At 68.1% G+C, this 15,531-nt stretch carries 16 protein-coding genes; 6 read left to right on the forward strand and 10 right to left on the reverse strand.

Going from position 1 to position 15,531, the window contains the following annotated elements; all coding sequences use genetic code 11:
* Window positions 1-56 precede the first annotated feature (56 nt).
* The 4 genes from glnA (at window position 57) to ntrC (ending at window position 4,797) form a co-directional block, all read left to right on the forward strand.
* Complete coding sequence (glnA, locus tag JJ685_RS28185; protein WP_201677715.1) at window positions 57-1,478, forward strand: type I glutamate--ammonia ligase; 1,422 nt, start codon at window positions 57-59, stop codon at window positions 1,476-1,478.
* Window positions 1,479-1,617: 139 nt separating this feature from the next.
* Window positions 1,618-2,151: a hypothetical protein gene (locus JJ685_RS28190; protein ID WP_201677716.1), complete on the forward strand. Its 534-nt coding sequence runs from the start codon at window positions 1,618-1,620 to the stop codon at window positions 2,149-2,151.
* A 22-nt stretch (window positions 2,152-2,173) separates the two neighbouring features.
* Window positions 2,174-3,259: a nitrogen regulation protein NR(II) gene (gene glnL, locus JJ685_RS28195; protein ID WP_330901864.1), complete on the forward strand. Its 1,086-nt coding sequence runs from the start codon at window positions 2,174-2,176 to the stop codon at window positions 3,257-3,259.
* A gap of 35 nt (window positions 3,260-3,294) precedes the next feature.
* Window positions 3,295-4,797 (forward strand): nitrogen regulation protein NR(I), encoded by a 1,503-nt coding sequence (gene ntrC / locus JJ685_RS28200; protein WP_201677718.1) that lies wholly within the window; start codon window positions 3,295-3,297, stop codon window positions 4,795-4,797.
* A gap of 40 nt (window positions 4,798-4,837) precedes the next feature.
* On the opposite strand, the gene galE is transcribed toward ntrC, so the two are convergent.
* The 3 genes from galE to JJ685_RS30345 form a co-directional block, all read right to left on the reverse strand.
* Window positions 4,838-5,869, reverse strand: coding sequence for a UDP-glucose 4-epimerase GalE (gene galE / locus JJ685_RS28205; protein ID WP_201677719.1), 1,032 nt, complete (start codon window positions 5,867-5,869; stop codon window positions 4,838-4,840).
* Window positions 5,866-6,645, reverse strand: coding sequence for an exodeoxyribonuclease III (gene xth, locus JJ685_RS28210; protein WP_201677720.1), 780 nt, complete (start codon window positions 6,643-6,645; stop codon window positions 5,866-5,868). Before xth ends, galE begins: the two co-directional genes overlap by 4 nt.
* A gap of 127 nt (window positions 6,646-6,772) precedes the next feature.
* Window positions 6,773-8,581: a c-type cytochrome gene (locus JJ685_RS30345; protein ID WP_201677721.1), complete on the reverse strand. Its 1,809-nt coding sequence runs from the start codon at window positions 8,579-8,581 to the stop codon at window positions 6,773-6,775.
* Window positions 8,582-8,914: 333 nt separating this feature from the next.
* On the opposite strand from JJ685_RS30345, the gene JJ685_RS28220 reads away from it, so the two are divergent.
* On the forward strand, window positions 8,915-9,901 hold the full coding sequence (locus tag JJ685_RS28220) for a Bug family tripartite tricarboxylate transporter substrate binding protein (protein ID WP_201677722.1): 987 nt from the start codon (window positions 8,915-8,917) through the stop codon (window positions 9,899-9,901).
* 4 nt (window positions 9,902-9,905) lie between these two features.
* Here the strand turns inward: JJ685_RS28220 and JJ685_RS28225 are convergent, their stop codons facing one another.
* From JJ685_RS28225 to JJ685_RS28255, 7 genes are read right to left on the reverse strand one after another with little or no spacing between them, the layout of a single operon-like run.
* Entirely contained in the window at window positions 9,906-10,529 is a 624-nt protein-coding gene (locus tag JJ685_RS28225) for a DUF4337 domain-containing protein (protein ID WP_201677723.1), read from the reverse strand.
* Between the two features lies 1 nt (window position 10,530).
* On the reverse strand, window positions 10,531-11,034 hold the full coding sequence (locus JJ685_RS28230; protein ID WP_201677724.1) for a dihydrofolate reductase: 504 nt from the start codon (window positions 11,032-11,034) through the stop codon (window positions 10,531-10,533).
* Window positions 11,031-11,846 (reverse strand): thymidylate synthase, encoded by an 816-nt coding sequence (locus JJ685_RS28235; protein WP_201677725.1) that lies wholly within the window; start codon window positions 11,844-11,846, stop codon window positions 11,031-11,033. The genes JJ685_RS28230 and JJ685_RS28235 overlap by 4 nt, the downstream gene beginning before the upstream one ends.
* A gap of 1 nt (window position 11,847) precedes the next feature.
* Window positions 11,848-12,162 (reverse strand): CcdB family protein, encoded by a 315-nt coding sequence (locus tag JJ685_RS28240; RefSeq protein ID WP_201677726.1) that lies wholly within the window; start codon window positions 12,160-12,162, stop codon window positions 11,848-11,850.
* Between the two features lie 3 nt (window positions 12,163-12,165).
* The gene (locus JJ685_RS28245) at window positions 12,166-12,438 is read right to left on the reverse strand and encodes a type II toxin-antitoxin system CcdA family antitoxin (RefSeq protein ID WP_201677727.1); all 273 of its coding nucleotides are present in this window, start codon (window positions 12,436-12,438) and stop codon (window positions 12,166-12,168) included.
* 27 nt (window positions 12,439-12,465) lie between these two features.
* A complete protein-coding gene (locus tag JJ685_RS28250; protein WP_201677728.1) occupies window positions 12,466-13,878 on the reverse strand; it encodes an FAD-binding oxidoreductase in 1,413 nt (470 codons plus the stop codon).
* Window positions 13,875-14,234: a DUF2069 domain-containing protein gene (locus tag JJ685_RS28255; RefSeq protein ID WP_201677729.1), complete on the reverse strand. Its 360-nt coding sequence runs from the start codon at window positions 14,232-14,234 to the stop codon at window positions 13,875-13,877. Before JJ685_RS28255 ends, JJ685_RS28250 begins: the two co-directional genes overlap by 4 nt.
* A 23-nt stretch (window positions 14,235-14,257) precedes the next feature.
* Here JJ685_RS28255 and JJ685_RS28260 point away from each other — a divergent pair, with 23 nt between their 5' ends.
* On the forward strand, window positions 14,258-15,457 hold the full coding sequence (locus tag JJ685_RS28260) for a YihY family inner membrane protein (RefSeq protein ID WP_201677730.1): 1,200 nt from the start codon (window positions 14,258-14,260) through the stop codon (window positions 15,455-15,457).
* The last annotated feature ends 74 nt before the right edge of the window (window positions 15,458-15,531 follow it).

Consider the following 15,531-nt stretch of genomic DNA (forward strand, 5'->3'; position numbering starts at 1 on the left):
CATCCCGCCAAGCCGCACTTTTCGTTCACAACCAAATATCCTCCTGGAGAAAACTGATGGCAGCAGCCAAGAGCGTCGCCGACGTGTTGAAGATGGTGAAGGACAACGAAGTCAAGTTCGTTGACTTCCGCTTCACCGACACCCGCGGCAAGGAACAACACGTGTCCGTGCCGGTGTCGCACTTCGACGAAGACAAGTTCACGTCCGGTCACGCATTCGACGGCTCGTCCATCGCCGGCTGGAAGGGCATCGAAGCCTCCGACATGCTGCTGATGCCGGACCCGAGCACGGCCAACATCGATCCCTTCTTCGAAGAGACGACGCTGATCCTGAGCTGCGACGTCCTGGAGCCGGGCGACGGCAAGGCCTACGACCGCGACCCGCGCTCGATCGCCAAGCGCGCCGAGGCCTACCTGAAGGCCTCCGGCTTCGGCGACACCGCCTTCTTCGGGCCCGAGCCCGAGTTCTTCATCTTCGACGACGTGCGCTGGGGTGCCGACCCGTCCGGCTCCTTCGTCGAGATCGACGAGTACGAAGCCCCCTGGAACACCGGCAAGAAGCACGAAGGCGGCAACAAGGGCCACCGTCCCACCACCAAGGGCGGCTACTTCCCCGTGCCCCCGGTCGACAGCATGCAGGACATGCGCGCCGAGATGTCCCTGATCCTCGAATCGCTGGGCATCCCGGTCGAAGTGTTCCACCACGAAGTGGCCGGCGCCGGCCAGAACGAGATCGGCACCAGGTTCAGCACGCTGGTGCAGCGCGCCGACTGGACGATCCTGATGAAGTACGTGATCCACAACGTGGCCAACGCGTACGGCAAGACGGCCACCTTCATGCCCAAGCCCATCGTCGGCGACAACGGCTCCGGCATGCACGTGCACCAGTCCGTGTGGAAGGACGGCAAGAACCTGTTCGCCGGCGACGGCTACGCGGGCCTGTCCGAGTTCGCGCTGTACTACATCGGCGGCGTGATCAAGCACGCCCGCGCCCTGAACGCGATCACGAACCCCGGCACCAACAGCTACAAGCGCCTGGTCCCCGGCTTCGAAGCGCCGGTGAAGCTGGCCTACTCGGCCCGCAACCGCTCCGCCTCGATCCGCATCCCCTACGTGGCGAACCCGAAGGGCCGCCGCATCGAGGTGCGCTTCCCGGATCCGACCATGAACCCCTACCTGGGCTTCGCCGCCATGCTGATGGCTGGCCTGGACGGCGTCGAGAACAAGATCCACCCGGGCGAGGCCGCCACCAAGGACCTGTACCACCTGCCGCCGGAAGAGGACGCGAAGATCCCGACCGTGTGCCACAGCCTGGACCAGGCCCTGGAATACCTGGACCAGGACCGCGCCTTCCTGACCAAGGGCGGCGTGTTCACCGATTCCATGCTGGACGCCTACGTCGAACTGAAGCAGCAGGAAGTGACCCGCTTCCGAATGACCACCCACCCGGTGGAGTTCGACATGTACTACAGCCTGTAATTCGTCACGGGCGGAGCGCAAGGGGGCGACTTTTGTCGCCCCTTTTCCTTTCAAATCAAGACCTTAGTTGGCAATCTGAAGAGTTTGCGCGATACTGGCAGGCCGTCCCTGCGCATCGTGGGATGCAAGGAGTAACGCCATGAAGCCGTCTTCCATCCTCATTCCCCTGGCAGTCCTGGCCCTGGCGGCCGGTGCCCAGGCGCAGACCAGGATCTGGCGCTGCGGCAACAGCTACACCAACGACGAAGTCCAGGCCAAGGCCCAGAACTGCAAGCTGATGGAGGGCGGCAACGTCACGATCGTGCAGGGCACCCGCGTCAACGGACCGGCCAACGGGCCGGCGGCGGGCGGCGGGGCGCGCGGCCGCGGCGACAGCGTGGCCACGGCGCCGCCGACGGGCGGCCCCAACGGCCGCGTGGATTCCGGCGACCAGAAGGCCCGCGACAACGAAGCCCGTTCCATCCTCGAGGCCGAACTGAAGAAGGCCGAGTCGCGCCAGGCCGACCTGCTGCAGGAATGGAACAACGGCGAGCCCGAAAAGCTGGGCCCCGAACACCGCAACCACCAGAAGTACCTCGATCGCGTGGCCGAACTGAAGGCTTCCCTCGAGCGCAACGAGAAAGACATTGCCGGCCTCAAGCGGGAACTCGGGCGCGCCAGCGCCGCGAAATAAGGACGTCGCCCGCGCCCCCGCGGTGACCCCGCGGCCGGCGCGCTCGGCCGTTTTCCGGCCGCTCCACCGCTTCCAGTGCTTCGACCTGCTCGCCACGCTCGTTGCCGTGGTGCGCGGCGATGGCACCGTGCTGTTCGCCAATTCGGCCCTGGAGGACGCGCTGGGGCTGTCCCGCCGCAACATCGAGGGCACCAGCCTGCTGCCGCTGTTCGCCGAGCCGGCCATCCTGCGCACGGCGCTGGACGGCGCCCGCATCAACGAGTACGCGGCCCTGCGCTACGACGCGCGCCTGCTGCGCCAGCAGGGCGAGCCGGTGCCGGTGCACGTCGTCCTGGCCCAGACCGAGGTGCAGGACGAATTCGTCGTCGAACTGCTGCCGCTGGAGGCGCAGACCCGGCAGGACCGCGAGGAGCGCCTGATCGACCAGGTGCAGGCGAACAAGGAACTGATCCGCAACCTCGCGCACGAGATCAAGAACCCGCTGGGCGGGATCCGCGGCGCGGCGCAGCTGCTGGAAATGGAGATCGACCCGCAGCTCAAGGAGTACACGCGCGTCGTCATCCACGAGGCCGACCGGCTGCAGACCCTGGTCGACCGCCTGCTGGCACCGCACCGCCGGCCGCACGTCGTGTCCGACGTGAACATCCACGAAGTCTGCGAGCGCGTGCGCTCGCTGATCCTCGCGGAGTTCCCGAAGGGGCTGAAGGTCGTGCGGGACTACGACACGTCCATTCCCGAGTTCCGCGGCGACCGCGAGCAGCTGATCCAGGCCGTGTTGAACATCGCGCATAACGCCTGCCAGGCGCTGGCGCAACGCATCGAGACCGGCGATGCGCAAGTCACGTTCAAGACCCGCATCGGCCGGCAGGTCACCTTCGGCAAGCAGCGCTATCGACTGGCACTGGAATTGCATGTCATCGACAACGGGCCCGGTGTACCGGACTCGATCAAGGACCGCATCTTCTTCCCGCTCGTGTCGGGGAGGGAAGGCGGATCCGGCCTGGGGCTCACGCTGGCGCAGACCTTCGTGCAGCAGCACCATGGCCTGATCGAGTGCGACAGCGTGCCGGGGAGGACGGATTTCAAGATCCTCATCCCTCTGCCCTAGCCGTCCACATGCAGACCTGAGGTGACCGACAGAACATGAAGCCGATCTGGATCGTTGACGATGACCAATCCATCCGCTTCGTGCTCGAGAAGGCGCTGATGCGGGAAGAGCTGCCCACACGCAGCTTCACCAACGCCAGGGATGTGCTCTCCGCGTTGGAAACGGCCAATGACGACGACGGGCCGCAGATCCTGGTGAGCGACATCCGCATGCCCGGGGCTTCGGGCCTGGACCTGCTCACGAAGATCAAGGAGAAGCATCCCGGGTTGCCGGTCATCATCATGACCGCTTTCTCGGACCTCGATTCCGCCGTCTCCGCCTTCCAGGGCGGCGCCTTCGAATACCTGCCCAAGCCCTTCGACCTGCCCAAGGCGATCGAGCTGATCCGCCGCGCGGTCGAAGAGAGCCAGCGCGAGGAGGTGGCCGAGGAGCGCATGGCCGCCGCGCCCGAGATGCTGGGGCAGGCGCCGGCGATGCAGGACGTGTTCCGCGCGATCGGGCGCCTGTCGCAATCGAACGTGACGGTGATGATCACGGGCGAATCCGGCAGCGGCAAGGAACTGGTGGCGCGCGCGCTGCACAAGCACTCGCCCCGCGCCAACGGCCCCTTCGTCGCGATCAACACCGCGGCCATCCCCAAGGACCTGCTGGAGTCCGAGCTGTTCGGCCACGAGCGCGGCGCCTTCACCGGCGCGCAGACCATGCGCCGCGGCCGCTTCGAGCAGGCCGAGGGCGGCACGCTGTTCCTCGACGAGATCGGCGACATGCCGTTCGACCTGCAGACGCGCCTGCTGCGCGTGCTGTCGGACGGCCACTTCTACCGCGTGGGCGGGCACAACGGGATCAAGGCCAACGTGCGCGTGATCGCGGCGACCCACCAGGACCTGGAACAGCGCGTGAAGGAAGGCGTGTTCCGCGAGGACCTGTTCCACCGCCTGAACGTGATCCGGCTGCGCCTGCCGGCCCTGCGCGAGCGCCGCGAGGACATCCCGATGCTGGCGCGCCATTTCCTGCAGCAGAGCGCGCAGCAGCTCGGGGTGGAGCCGAAGCGGATCTCCGATGCGGCGCTGGCGCGGCTGACGACCTTCGAATTCCCCGGCAACGTGCGGCAGCTGGAGAACATCTGCCACTGGCTCACGGTGATGGCGCCGGCGCAGCTGGTGGAGGCCAAGGACCTGCCGCCGGAAGTGGGCGCGGGGCCTGCCGACCCGTCGCTCGCGCGCGGCCAGGCGCCGGCGTCCGCGGAGTCCGCACCGGCGGGGGCGGCCCCCCATGAGGCCGCGCCGGTCGCGGCCTTCGTGCCCGCTGCGCCGGTGCCGGCGGCGACCACCTGGGAGTCCGCGCTGGAGGTGGAGGCGGCCCAGTTGCTGGCCAGCGGCCGCCACGACGTGTGGGACGAGCTCACGCGCCGCTTCGAATCGAAGCTGATCCTCACCGCGTTGCAGAACACGCGCGGAAGGCGCATCGAGGCCGCGCAGAAGCTGGGGATCGGCCGCAACACGATCACCCGGAAGATCCAGGAACTGGGGCTGGAATGAACGCATTCCTCCTTCCCGGACGGGGGAAGGAGGAATGCTTCTAGCCCGCGTACCCCTTCGGGTTCCCCTCCTGCCACCGCCACGCATCCGCGCACATCTCGTCGATACCCTTGCGCGCTTCCCAGCCCAGGAGGCGCCTCGCCAGCGACGGGTCCGCATAGCACTGCGCCACGTCGCCCGGCCTGCGCGCCACGATCTCGTACGGGATCTTCCTCCCGCTGGCCTGCTCGAACGCCCGCACCACCTGCAGCACGCTGTACCCGCGTCCGGTGCCCAGGTTGACCGTGAAGCTCTCCTGCCCGGCGAACAGCGCCTGCAGCGCGGCGACATGGCCGGCCGCGAGGTCGTCCACATGGATGTAGTCGCGCACCCCGGTGCCGTCCGGCGTCGGGTAGTCCCCGCCGAACACGTTCAGGTGCGCACGCAGCCCCACCGCGACCTGCGTCACGAAGGGCATCAGGTTGTTCGGGATGCCGGCCGGGTCCTCGCCGATCAGCCCGCTGGGATGCGCCCCCACCGGATTGAAGTAGCGCAGGATGGCGATGCGCCACTCCGGCCGGGCGCGCTGCAGCGCCAGCAGCATGTCCTCGATCACCAGCTTGGTGTGGCCGTACGGGTTCGTGTGGCTGCGCGGGAAGTCCTCGGTGATGGGCACCGTCGCCGGATCGCCGTAGACCGTCGCGCTGCTGGAAAACACCAGGGTGGGGCGGAGCTCGCCGCCCAGCGTTTCCATCGCGCGCAGCAGGCTGATGGCGCCGCCGATGTTGTTGTCGAAGTACTTCAGCGGCTGCGCCACGCTTTCGCCCACCGCCTTGGAGCCGGCGAAATGCACCACGCCCGCGGGCCGGTGCCGGCGAAGCACCGTTTCGACGAATGCGACGTCCCGCACGTCCCCTTTTTCGAGCACGGGACGCACCTTCGTGATGCGCTCCAGCCGCTCGAGCACGGCGGGGTGGCTGTTGGAGAAGTCGTCGAGGATGACGGGCGCGAAGCCGGCCCCGTGCAGCGCGACGAAGGTGTGGCTGCCGATGTAGCCGGCGCCGCCGGTCAGGAGGATGGAAGGGCGGTTCACTGGATCTCCACGGTCACGGGGGCATGGTCGCTCGGCTGCTTCCACTTGCGGGGCGTGCGATCGATGCTGCAGCCCGCCACGCGCGGCTTCAGCGCCTCGCTCACGAGGATGTGGTCGATCCGCAGCCCGCGGTTCTTCTGGTACCCCAGCATCCGGTAGTCCCACCAGCTGAAGCTCTTCTCCGGCTGCTCGAACAGGCGGAAGCTGTCGACCAGGCCCAGCTCCAGCAGCTTGCGGAAGTGGTCGCGCTCCTCGCTGGTGTGGTGGATGGTCTCGCGCAGCCCCTCGGGGTCGAACGAGTCGCGGTCCTCGGGCGCGATGTTGAAGTCGCCCACCAGCACCAGCTGCGAATGGCGAGCGACTTCTTCGTGCAGGTAGTCGCGCAGTCCGCGCAGCCACGCCATCTTGTAATTGAACTTCTCGGTGCCGGGCGCCTGCCCGTTGACGAAATAGCCGTTGACGAGGCGCAGCGGCCCGGCGGGCGTGTCCAGGGTGACCGACAGCAGCCGCGAGTTCTCGTCCTCGAAGCCGGCGATGTTCTTCACGATGTCGCGCATCGGCAGGCGGCTCATGACGGCGACGCCGTTATAGGTCTTCTGCCCGAAGACAGCGCAGTGCTCGTAGCCGATGCCGCGCAGCACGTCCAGCGGGAACTTGTCGTCCGTGAGCTTGAGCTCCTGGAGGCACAGCACGTCCACAGGGTTGGCGGCGGTCCAGTCCAGCACGTGCTGCAGGCGCGCCGTCAGTGAATTGACGTTCCAGGTGGTGAGTTTCATCCGGCTGGCGGGTGGTTGACGAAGCCCCCATTGTCGCGTGCCCGCAGCGGAAAACCGGTGCGCCCGGCGCCCGTGAGGACGCCGGTGCACCGGCCGGGGGACGGTCCGAAGCGGACCGTCGTGCCGACTACTTGCGGCTCAGGATGTAGGCGGCCAGGTCCAGCTTGCTGGTGGCCGTCAGCGACGTCTGGAAGCGGTTCATCGACGAGACGCTCCTGAACGCCGCATCCATCCCTGCGACGGTGCTGGCTTTCTGGACGTTCATGTTGTTGCTTCGCGGATCGGCGCCATGGCAACCGGCACAGTTGTCGGCGTACACAGTGGCGCCCGCGGCGGCGCTACCGACCGGCGCAGGTGCAGGTGCAGGCGTGGGCGTGGGCGTGGGCGTGGGCGTGGGCGTGGGCGTGGGCGTGGGCGTGGGCGTGGGCGCCGGGGCGGGCGCCGGCGCCGGCGCCGGAGTGGGCGTCGGAGTGGGCGTCGGAGTGGGCGTCGGAGTGGGCGTCGGCGCGGGGGTCGGCGCGGGGGTTGGTGCCGGCGTCGCCGTGGAGCGGCTCAGGATGTAGGCGGCCAGGTCCAGCTTGTTGGTGGCCGTCAGCGACGTCTGGAAGCGGTTCATCGAGGAAACCTTCCGGAATGCCGCATCCATTCCTGCGACGGTGCCGGCGCGCTGGACGTTCATGTTGTTGCTCCGCGGGTCGGCGCCATGGCAACCGCCGCAGTTCGCGGCGTACAGCGTGGCGCCCGCGGCGACGTTTCCGACCGGCGTGGGCGTGGGCGTGGGCGTCGGAGTCGGAGTCGGAGTCGGAGTCGGAGTCGGAGTCGGAGTCGGAGTCGGAGTCGGAGTCGGAGTCGGAGTGGGCGTAGGCGTCGGCGTCGGCGTCGGAGTGGGCGTCGGCGTCGGACTGGGCGTCGGTGTCGGAGTGGGCGTCGGTGTCGGAGTGGGCGTCGGCGTCGGAGTGGGCGTCGGTGTCGGAGTGGGCGTCGGCGTCGGAGTAGGCGTCGGCGTTGGAGTGGGCGTCGGCGTCGGAGTAGGCGTCGGCGTCGGAGTAGGCGTCGGCGTCGGCGTCGGAGTGGGCGTCGGCGCAGGCACAGGCGTTCCGACCGCCGTCGCCGTCCAGGCGCCCACGTCATCGCTTGCCGGACCCGTCAGGCTTCCGCTCATGCTGCCATCGACGGCCAGGGTGCCGGTCACGCTGACCATCTCACTGTCGCCAAGCTTCACCGTCAGCTGGACGGCCCCGTTGGTTCCGATGGTCCCGCGCACTTCGTAGCCCCTGTCGGCCCTTGCATCGTCATCGTCGCCACGTCCCTCGCGGGCCCGCGCCGCGGCACGATAGTCGGCATTCAGCGCGGTCATCGCCGCCGAATAGGCGTCCATGCGCTGGGCGAACCTGGACTTGAACGCCGCCATCGCTTCCTTCTGGGCTGCGCTGAGCCCATCCGAGCCGGCGACGGCACCGGCTGCCAGCGCAGCCTTCAGCTCCGCCGAGAGCGCCCTGATGTCGGCGTGCATCGCATCCCTCAGCGCCTTCCGGTTCGCCTCGAAGGCAGCCTTCAGGTCCTCGGCGCTGGGCACCGGCGCCGTCGCGTCCGGGAAGAAGCGTCCTTCGACCTTGGTGACTCCGTCGGACTCGCTCTCACCCTTGAGCTCCAGGCTTCCCTTCAGGTTCAGGCCGGCGTTGCGGCCGCTGTCCACATGCGCGGCGAAAGTGAAATTCAGGGCTTGCGCCTCGAATTCCTCTCTCGCGCCGCCTTGCGACGGCAGCTGGGTCCGGACCGCCAGCACCGTGGACGTTTCGCGCAGCTGCACTGCCAGCAACTGGCCGGTCGGTTCGGGATCGTCGCCGCCACCACCACCGCAGCCGAACAGCAAGGCGACGGCAAGGCCGACAGCCGGCAAGCGGAAATAACGGTTCGAGTTGATTCGCCTGTTCACAAGACACTCCCTCTCGGTTGATTTCACACATCGGGGAGATGCCATCGACCTCTCCCCCTCCCTCGCTCTCGTTGAGCTAGGACTGAAGGTAGAGACAGCTGAACCGTCGGCTGTTGCCGAACGTTTTGTATTCATTTCGGCCGCGAGACGCTGGGTAGGACGCGCGCCTTCAGGGAAGGGAAGAGGGGAAACCAGTAGTAAAGACGGCGCATCGAGGCGCGAGTGCGCGCGCGCTCCTGTTGCATCTGCCGGCCAAAATCAGAGTTGTCTGATGCGTGCTTCGAACGGATTCGCGCGCATGCAACATGCCCGCTCACCCTGCAGGAGGCCCCGATGAAAATCGTTCTCGTCCGGTTCCTGGCCCGCGCCGCCGCCTGCGGCCTCGCCCTCCTTGTCGCCGCGCCGACATTCGCGCAGGTGGACTACCCCCGGCAGCCGATCCGCATGCTCGTCGGCTTCGCACCGGGCGGCATCTCCGACGTGCTGGCGCGCGCCCTCGCGGCCAAGGTGTCCAGCCAGATCGGCCAGAACGTGATCGTGGAGAACAAGCCCGGCGCCGGCACCACCATCGCCGGCGAACTGGTGGCCAAGGCGCCGCCGGACGGCTACACGCTCTGGCTGCAGGACATCACGACCCACGCGATCAACGCCAGCCTCTACCCGAAGCTGCCCTACGACACCACGAAGGACTTCTCGCCGGTCGCCCTGGTGGCCTCGACGCCGCTGATGCTGGTAGTGCACCCGTCCTCGCCGGCCAGGTCCGTGCGCGACCTCGCCACGCAGGCCAAAGCGGAGCCGGGCAAGATGTCCTACGGCTCCTCCGGCAACGGCACGATCATCCACCTGGCCAGCGAGATGCTGAAGGCGAGCCAGGGCCTGGACGCGGTCCATGTGCCGTACAAGGGCAGCGGCCCCGCCACGCAGGCGATCCTGGCCGGCGAGGTGAGCTTCGTGTTCTCGACGATGCCGCCGGCGGTGAGCAACGCGCGGGCGGGCAAGCTGCGCGCGCTGGCGGTGACCACGCCGAAGCGCGTCGCCGCGGCCCCCGACGTGCCGACCATGGCCGAGGCCGGCGTGCCGAACTTCGAACTGGTGCTCTACACCGGCATCCTCGGCCCGAAGGGCATGGACCCGGCGATCGTGCGCCGGCTCAACGCGGAGTTCGCGAAGGCGGTGCAGAGCGAGGAGATCCGCAAGGTCTACGAGAACCTGGGCGCCGACCCCATCGCCACGCCGCCGGAGGCGTTCGCCGACATGCTGGCCAGGGAGGTGGCGCGCTATGCGCCGGTGGTGAAGGCCTCCGGCGCGAAAGTCGACTAGTCGCTCAGATGTGCATCGCCGCGGCCACGCCGATGGCCGCGCCCACGGCGGCCACGCCGAACATGCCGACTTCCAGCCACTTCTTCTTCGTCAGCAGCGCGATGGCGGCCAGCGCGATGGAGACCTGCAGCGCGGTGGTGGCCTGCGCCCAGCGATGGTGGACGTGCATCTCGGCGTCGCTCTTGCGGTCCCACTCGTTGGCTTCGGCTTCGAGCTTGTCGGCCGCCAGCTTGATCTCGGCCTTCTCCAGCTTGTAGCGGTCGATTTCCTTGCGGTAGAAGTCCTTCTTGTCTTCCGTCACCAGGGCCAGCGCCAGCTCCGACAGGTTCTGCTTGCTGCTCTTGGACTGGTAGTAGTTCCACTGGTTGGACGCTTCGGTCTTCTTGAGCGCCGCGTTGTTCTTGAACAGGCCCGCGTTCGCCTGGGTGGCGCCGCCCATGTACGCGAAGATCGCGCCGACGGTGGCGATCACCGCCGTGAACATGGCGATCTGGTTGGTCATGCTGCCGCCGCCGACGCCGTGGTGGGCGGCGCCGTGGTGGCCGGCGCCGTGTTCGGCGGCGTGCTGCGTCGCGTGCTCCAGTTCGTGGTCGTGGGGGCCGTGGACGTGGAAGGTTCCGCCTGACATGTCACTCCTCGGGATGCGTGTGGGTGTTGTGGTAGGTAACGAAGCTGTACGCCAATCCGTTGGCAGACACGTGGCGCTCGCGCGCGATTTCGCGCCATGCGGGGCCGAGCTCCGGTGCATGGGTGTCGCCCTCGAAGTCGGCGTCGATCTCGGTGACGACGGCGACGTGCGCGTGGGGGAGGGCGAGCCGGAAGATCTCGGCGCCGCCGGTGACCCAGACCGTCTCCTCGCCGGCGCCCAGGGCCAGCGCCTCGTCCAGGGTGCCCGCGCGTTCGGCGCCCGGCGCCTGCCAGTGCGGGTCGCGCGTGATCACGATGTTCCTGCGCCCGGGCAGCGGGCGGAAGCGCGGCGGCAGCGACTCCCAGGTCCTGCGGCCCATGAGGACCGGCGCGCCCAGGGTCGTGCGCCTGAAGTGCGCCAGGTCCTCGGGCAGGTGCCAGGGCAGCACGCCGCCCTGGCCGATCACGCCGTTGCGGGACTGCGCGTAGATCAGGCCCAGCTTCATACGGCCACGGGCGCCTTGATCGCCCCGTGGCACTGGTAGTCCAGCACCTCGAAATCCTCGTACTCGTACTCGAAGATCGAGGCCGGCCGGCGCCGGATGTTCAGCGTGGGGTAGGGGTAGGGCGCGCGGCTCAATTGCAGCTCCACCTGCTCGTGGTGGTTGCTGTAGATGTGGCAGTCGCCGCCGGTCCAGATGAAGTCGCCCACGCCCAGGTCGCATTGCTGCGCGATCATGTGCGTGAGCAAGGCGTAGCTGGCGATGTTGAAGGGCACGCCCAGGAAGATGTCGGCGCTGCGCTGGTACAGCTGGCAGGACAGCCTGCCCTCCGCCACGTAGAACTGGAAGAAGGCGTGGCAGGGCATCAGCGCCATCTTCGGCAGGTCGGCCACGTTCCAGGCGCTCACGATGATGCGGCGGGAATCCGGGTTGGTCCGGATCGTGTTCACCGCGTCGGCGATCTGGTCGATGTGGCCGCCGTCCGGCGTGGGCCAGCTGCGCCATTGCACGCCGTAGACGGGCCCGAGGTCGCCGTCCTCTCGCGCCCATTCGTCCCAGATGGTGACGCCGCGTTCCTTCAGCCAGTTGTTGTCGCTGGAGCCCTGGAGGAACCAGAGCAGCTCGTGGATGATGGACTTCAGGTGGACCTTCTTGGTGGTCACCAGCGGGAAGCCCTCGTTCAGGTCGAAGCGCATCTGGTAGCCGAACACGCTGCGCGTGCCGGTGCCGGTGCGGTCGGTCTTGGTCACGCCATGCGTGTAGACATGGCGCATGAAGTCCTCGTACTGCGAGCGGACGGGGCGGGGAGAAGTCATTTCAGTGCGAACCGAAGAGGGTGTCGAGGGCGTCCTCGATCAGGAGCCGCTGGTCGGCGATGTTGGTGACGGGGCGGCGCAACTCCCCCATCGGAATCGCCGCGATGGTGGCCGTGTCCATGGTCACGGTCTTCCCGTCCACTTGCAGGTCAGGGTTGAGATTGCGCAGCCGGCCCCGGAAGCCTTCCGGCGTCCTGAGCGGAACGACGACACGCGTTTCGAGGCCTTCGAGGAATTCGTTCTGCAGGTCGAGAAAGTAGGGAACGGACTTGCGTTCGGCAGGATCCGGGTTGCCGTAGACGTCGAAGCGGGCCACCCGTCAGGCCTTCTTGCGGCCGTCGCCGAGGGTGCGCCCGAAGCTGCGGTATTTCGCCAGGGGCAGCCCTTCGCTCGCGATGCGGGCGTTGTACTCGCCGATCGCGTCCTTGTTCTCGTCCTTCCACTTCTCCCAATACCGGCGCCTGACCTCTTCGGCCAGCAGCGCATCCACCGTCTGCGAGATGTTCATGCCCAGTTCCCTGGCCATTTCCAGCACCTTGCTGTTCAGCGAAAGATTGGTCGCCTTCTTCGGAGCGTCGTCGAACTTGAGCATGGAGAGCCCCCATCCTGTATGCGCATATTATATGTGCACCACCCGCCCCGGATTCAGGATGTTCCCCGGATCGAGCGCCCGCTTCAGCGCCCGCATCATCCCCAGCGCCACCGGCGACTTGTAGTCCGGCAGCTTGCCCGCCTTGAGCAGACCGATCCCGTGCTCCGCCGAGATCGAACCGTCGAAGCGCTTCACCTGCTCGTACACCAGGGTGTTCACGCGCTCCTCGTTGGCGTTCAGGAAGGCCTTCATGTCGCCGCCCTCCGGCGCCTGCACGTTGTAGTGCAGGTTGCCGTCGCCCAGGTGGCCGAAGTTCACCAGCCGCACGCCGGGGATTTCCCGCCGCAGCAGGCCGTCGGTGTCGGCGCAGAACGCCGGGATGCGCGAGACGGGGATCGAGATGTCGTGCTTGATGTTGAGGCCTTCCTCGGCCTGCGCCAGCGGGATGGCCTCGCGGATGTGCCACAGCTGGTGCGCCTGCCCGAGGTTCTCCGCCACGACGGCATCGGCGGCGCACCCGTCTTCCAGCGCCACTTCCAGCAGGCGCTCGAAGACGGAGCGGGCGTGTTCCTCCGATTCCTGGTCGGCGTTCTCCAGCAGCACGCAGTAGGGCACCGACTCGTGCAGCGGCACGCGCAGTTGCGGATAGTGCTTCGCCACCAGCGACAGCGCGAACTGCCCCATCACCTCGAAGCCGGTGAGCCCGGCGCCCAGGTGCCGGTGCGCCAGCCCGAGCAGCGTCACCGCCGCTTCCATCGAGGGTACCGCCGCCCAGGCCGTGAGGGTGGCCGCGGGGCGCGGATACAGCTTCATCGTGGCGCCGGTGATCACGCCCAGCGTGCCCTCGCTGCCGATGAAGAGGTCGCGCAGGTCGTAGCCGGTGTTGTCCTTGCGCAGGCCGGTGAGCCCGTCCCAGACCTCGCCTTGCGCCGTCACCACCTCCAGGCCCAGGCACAGCTCGCGCGTGTTGCCGTAGCGGACCACCTGGGTGCCGCCCGCGTTGGTGGCGAGATTGCCGCCGATGGTGCAACTGCCCTCGGCCGCCAGGCTCAGGGGAAAGAGCAGGCCCGCTTCTTCCGCGGCCTGCTGCAGGTTCTGCAGTACGCAGCCGGCGTCCACGGTCAGGGTCAGGTTGTCGCGGTCGATGGCGCGCACGCGGTTCAGGCGCGTGAGGCTCAGGACCACCTCGCGGCCGGACTCGTCCGGCACGCCGCCGACCACCAGCCCGGTGTTGCCGCCCTGCGGCACGACCGGGGTGCCGGCCGCGGCGCAGGCCCGCATGACGGCGGCCACTTCCTGGGTCGAGCCGGGGCGCACCACGGCCAGGGCCTTGCCGCGCGAGCGCTTGCGCCAGTCGGTTTCCCAGGCGCTCAGGTCGCCATCGGTGAGGACGTGCGCCGCGCCCACCGCGCCGCGCAATTGCGAAATCAGGTCGTTCATGGCTTGGCGTTGCGCAGGCGGATCCGCACGTGCAGGGCGCAGGCAACGAAGAGGAGGAGGGACAGGGCGATCTCCAGCACCGCGAAGGCCCCCTCCCCGACGCGCATCACGCCGTCGAGGAAATAGAGCCACACGAGCAGGCTGGTCCAGCGGTAGGTGTACATCTGCCGTTTCAGCAGGCCGGCGAGCGGGACGCACAGGGGCAGCGCCTTCACCGCCCACAGGCTGGGGCGCTCCGGCAGCCACAGGTGCCAGGCAAGCTGCACCACGATCAGCCCCAGCAGGCTGACCACGGCGATCCAGCGCGTGGCTTCGACGGCGGGGGGGACGGCGACGGTGCTTTCGGAAGGCTGCATGGGCGGTGGCATCATAGCGGCCGATGAATCCGCGCCAGCTGCTCGCCGAACTCGCGCGTTTCCCCTGGCGGTCCACCGCGCTGACGCTGCGCGAACGCTTTCGCGAGGACCGCCTGGGGTTGTCGGCCAGCAGTCTCACCTTCACCACCACGATCGCGCTGGTGCCCTTCTTCACCGTGGCGCTCGCGCTGTTCACGGCCTTTCCCATGTTCGGCAAGCTGCAGTCCAACCTGCAGGGCTGGCTGGTGCAGAGCCTCGTGCCCGACGCGATCGCCCGCCAGGTGCTGGGCTACCTGACCCAGTTCGCCGGCAAGGCGAGCCGGCTGGGCAGCGTCGGCCTCGCCGCGCTGCTGGTGACGGCCCTCGCGCTGGTGCTCACCATCGACCGCACGCTCAACGGGATCTGGCGCGTGCGGCGCGGCCGTCCGCTGGCCCAGCGCGTCCTGATCTACTGGGCCGCCATGACGCTGGGCCCGCTGCTGCTGGCGGCGAGCCTGAGCACGACCTCCTACGTGATCTCGGCCTCGCGGGGCCTGGTGCAGTTGCCGGGGGTCATCACCTTCGTCATCGACCTGCTCGAATTCCTGTTGCTCGCGGGCGGCTTGTCCGGGCTGTACCACTACGTGCCGAACACGCCGGTGCGCCGATCGCATGCCATCGCCGGTGGCCTCGCGGCGGCGATCGGGATCGAGATCGCCAAGCGGCTGCTGGCCTGGTACATCGGCAAGGTGCCGACCTATTCGGTGGTGTACGGCGCTTTCGCGACCCTGCCGATCCTGCTGGTGTGGATCTACATCGCCTGGCTGATCGTGCTGTTCGGCGCCGTGCTGGCGGCCTACCTGCCCAGCCTGCTGGCGGGCGCGCACCGCCGGCCGGGCGGACATGGCTGGCAGTTCCAGCTCGCGCTGGAGGTGCTGCAGCAGCTGCGGGGCGCGCAGGGTACGGCGCGGCGCGGCCTGAGCGCCACCGAGCTGTCCCAGGCGATCCAGGTGGATGCATTGCAGCTGGAACCGGTGCTGCACACCCTCGTGCAACTGGACTGGGTCGGCCGCCTCAACGAGGTGGATGACCGGGTCGGGACGCGCTACGTGATGCTCGCGGACGTGGAGTCGACCGCGCTGGAGCCGCTGATGCGGCACCTGCTGCTGCCGGTGTCGGAGGCCACGGCGAAGCTGTGGCACACGGGCAGGTTGTCCACGATCTACCTGAAGGACGTGCTCTGAGGTTCTCCTGTGCGAGAGTTTGTTGCCTTCTTGCCGGATCAGACCGGGACTGTTCGTCTCAGCGACTGTCCCCC

This window comes from Ramlibacter monticola (assembly GCF_016722785.1).
Lineage (GTDB): Bacteria > Pseudomonadota > Gammaproteobacteria > Burkholderiales > Burkholderiaceae_C > Ramlibacter > Ramlibacter monticola.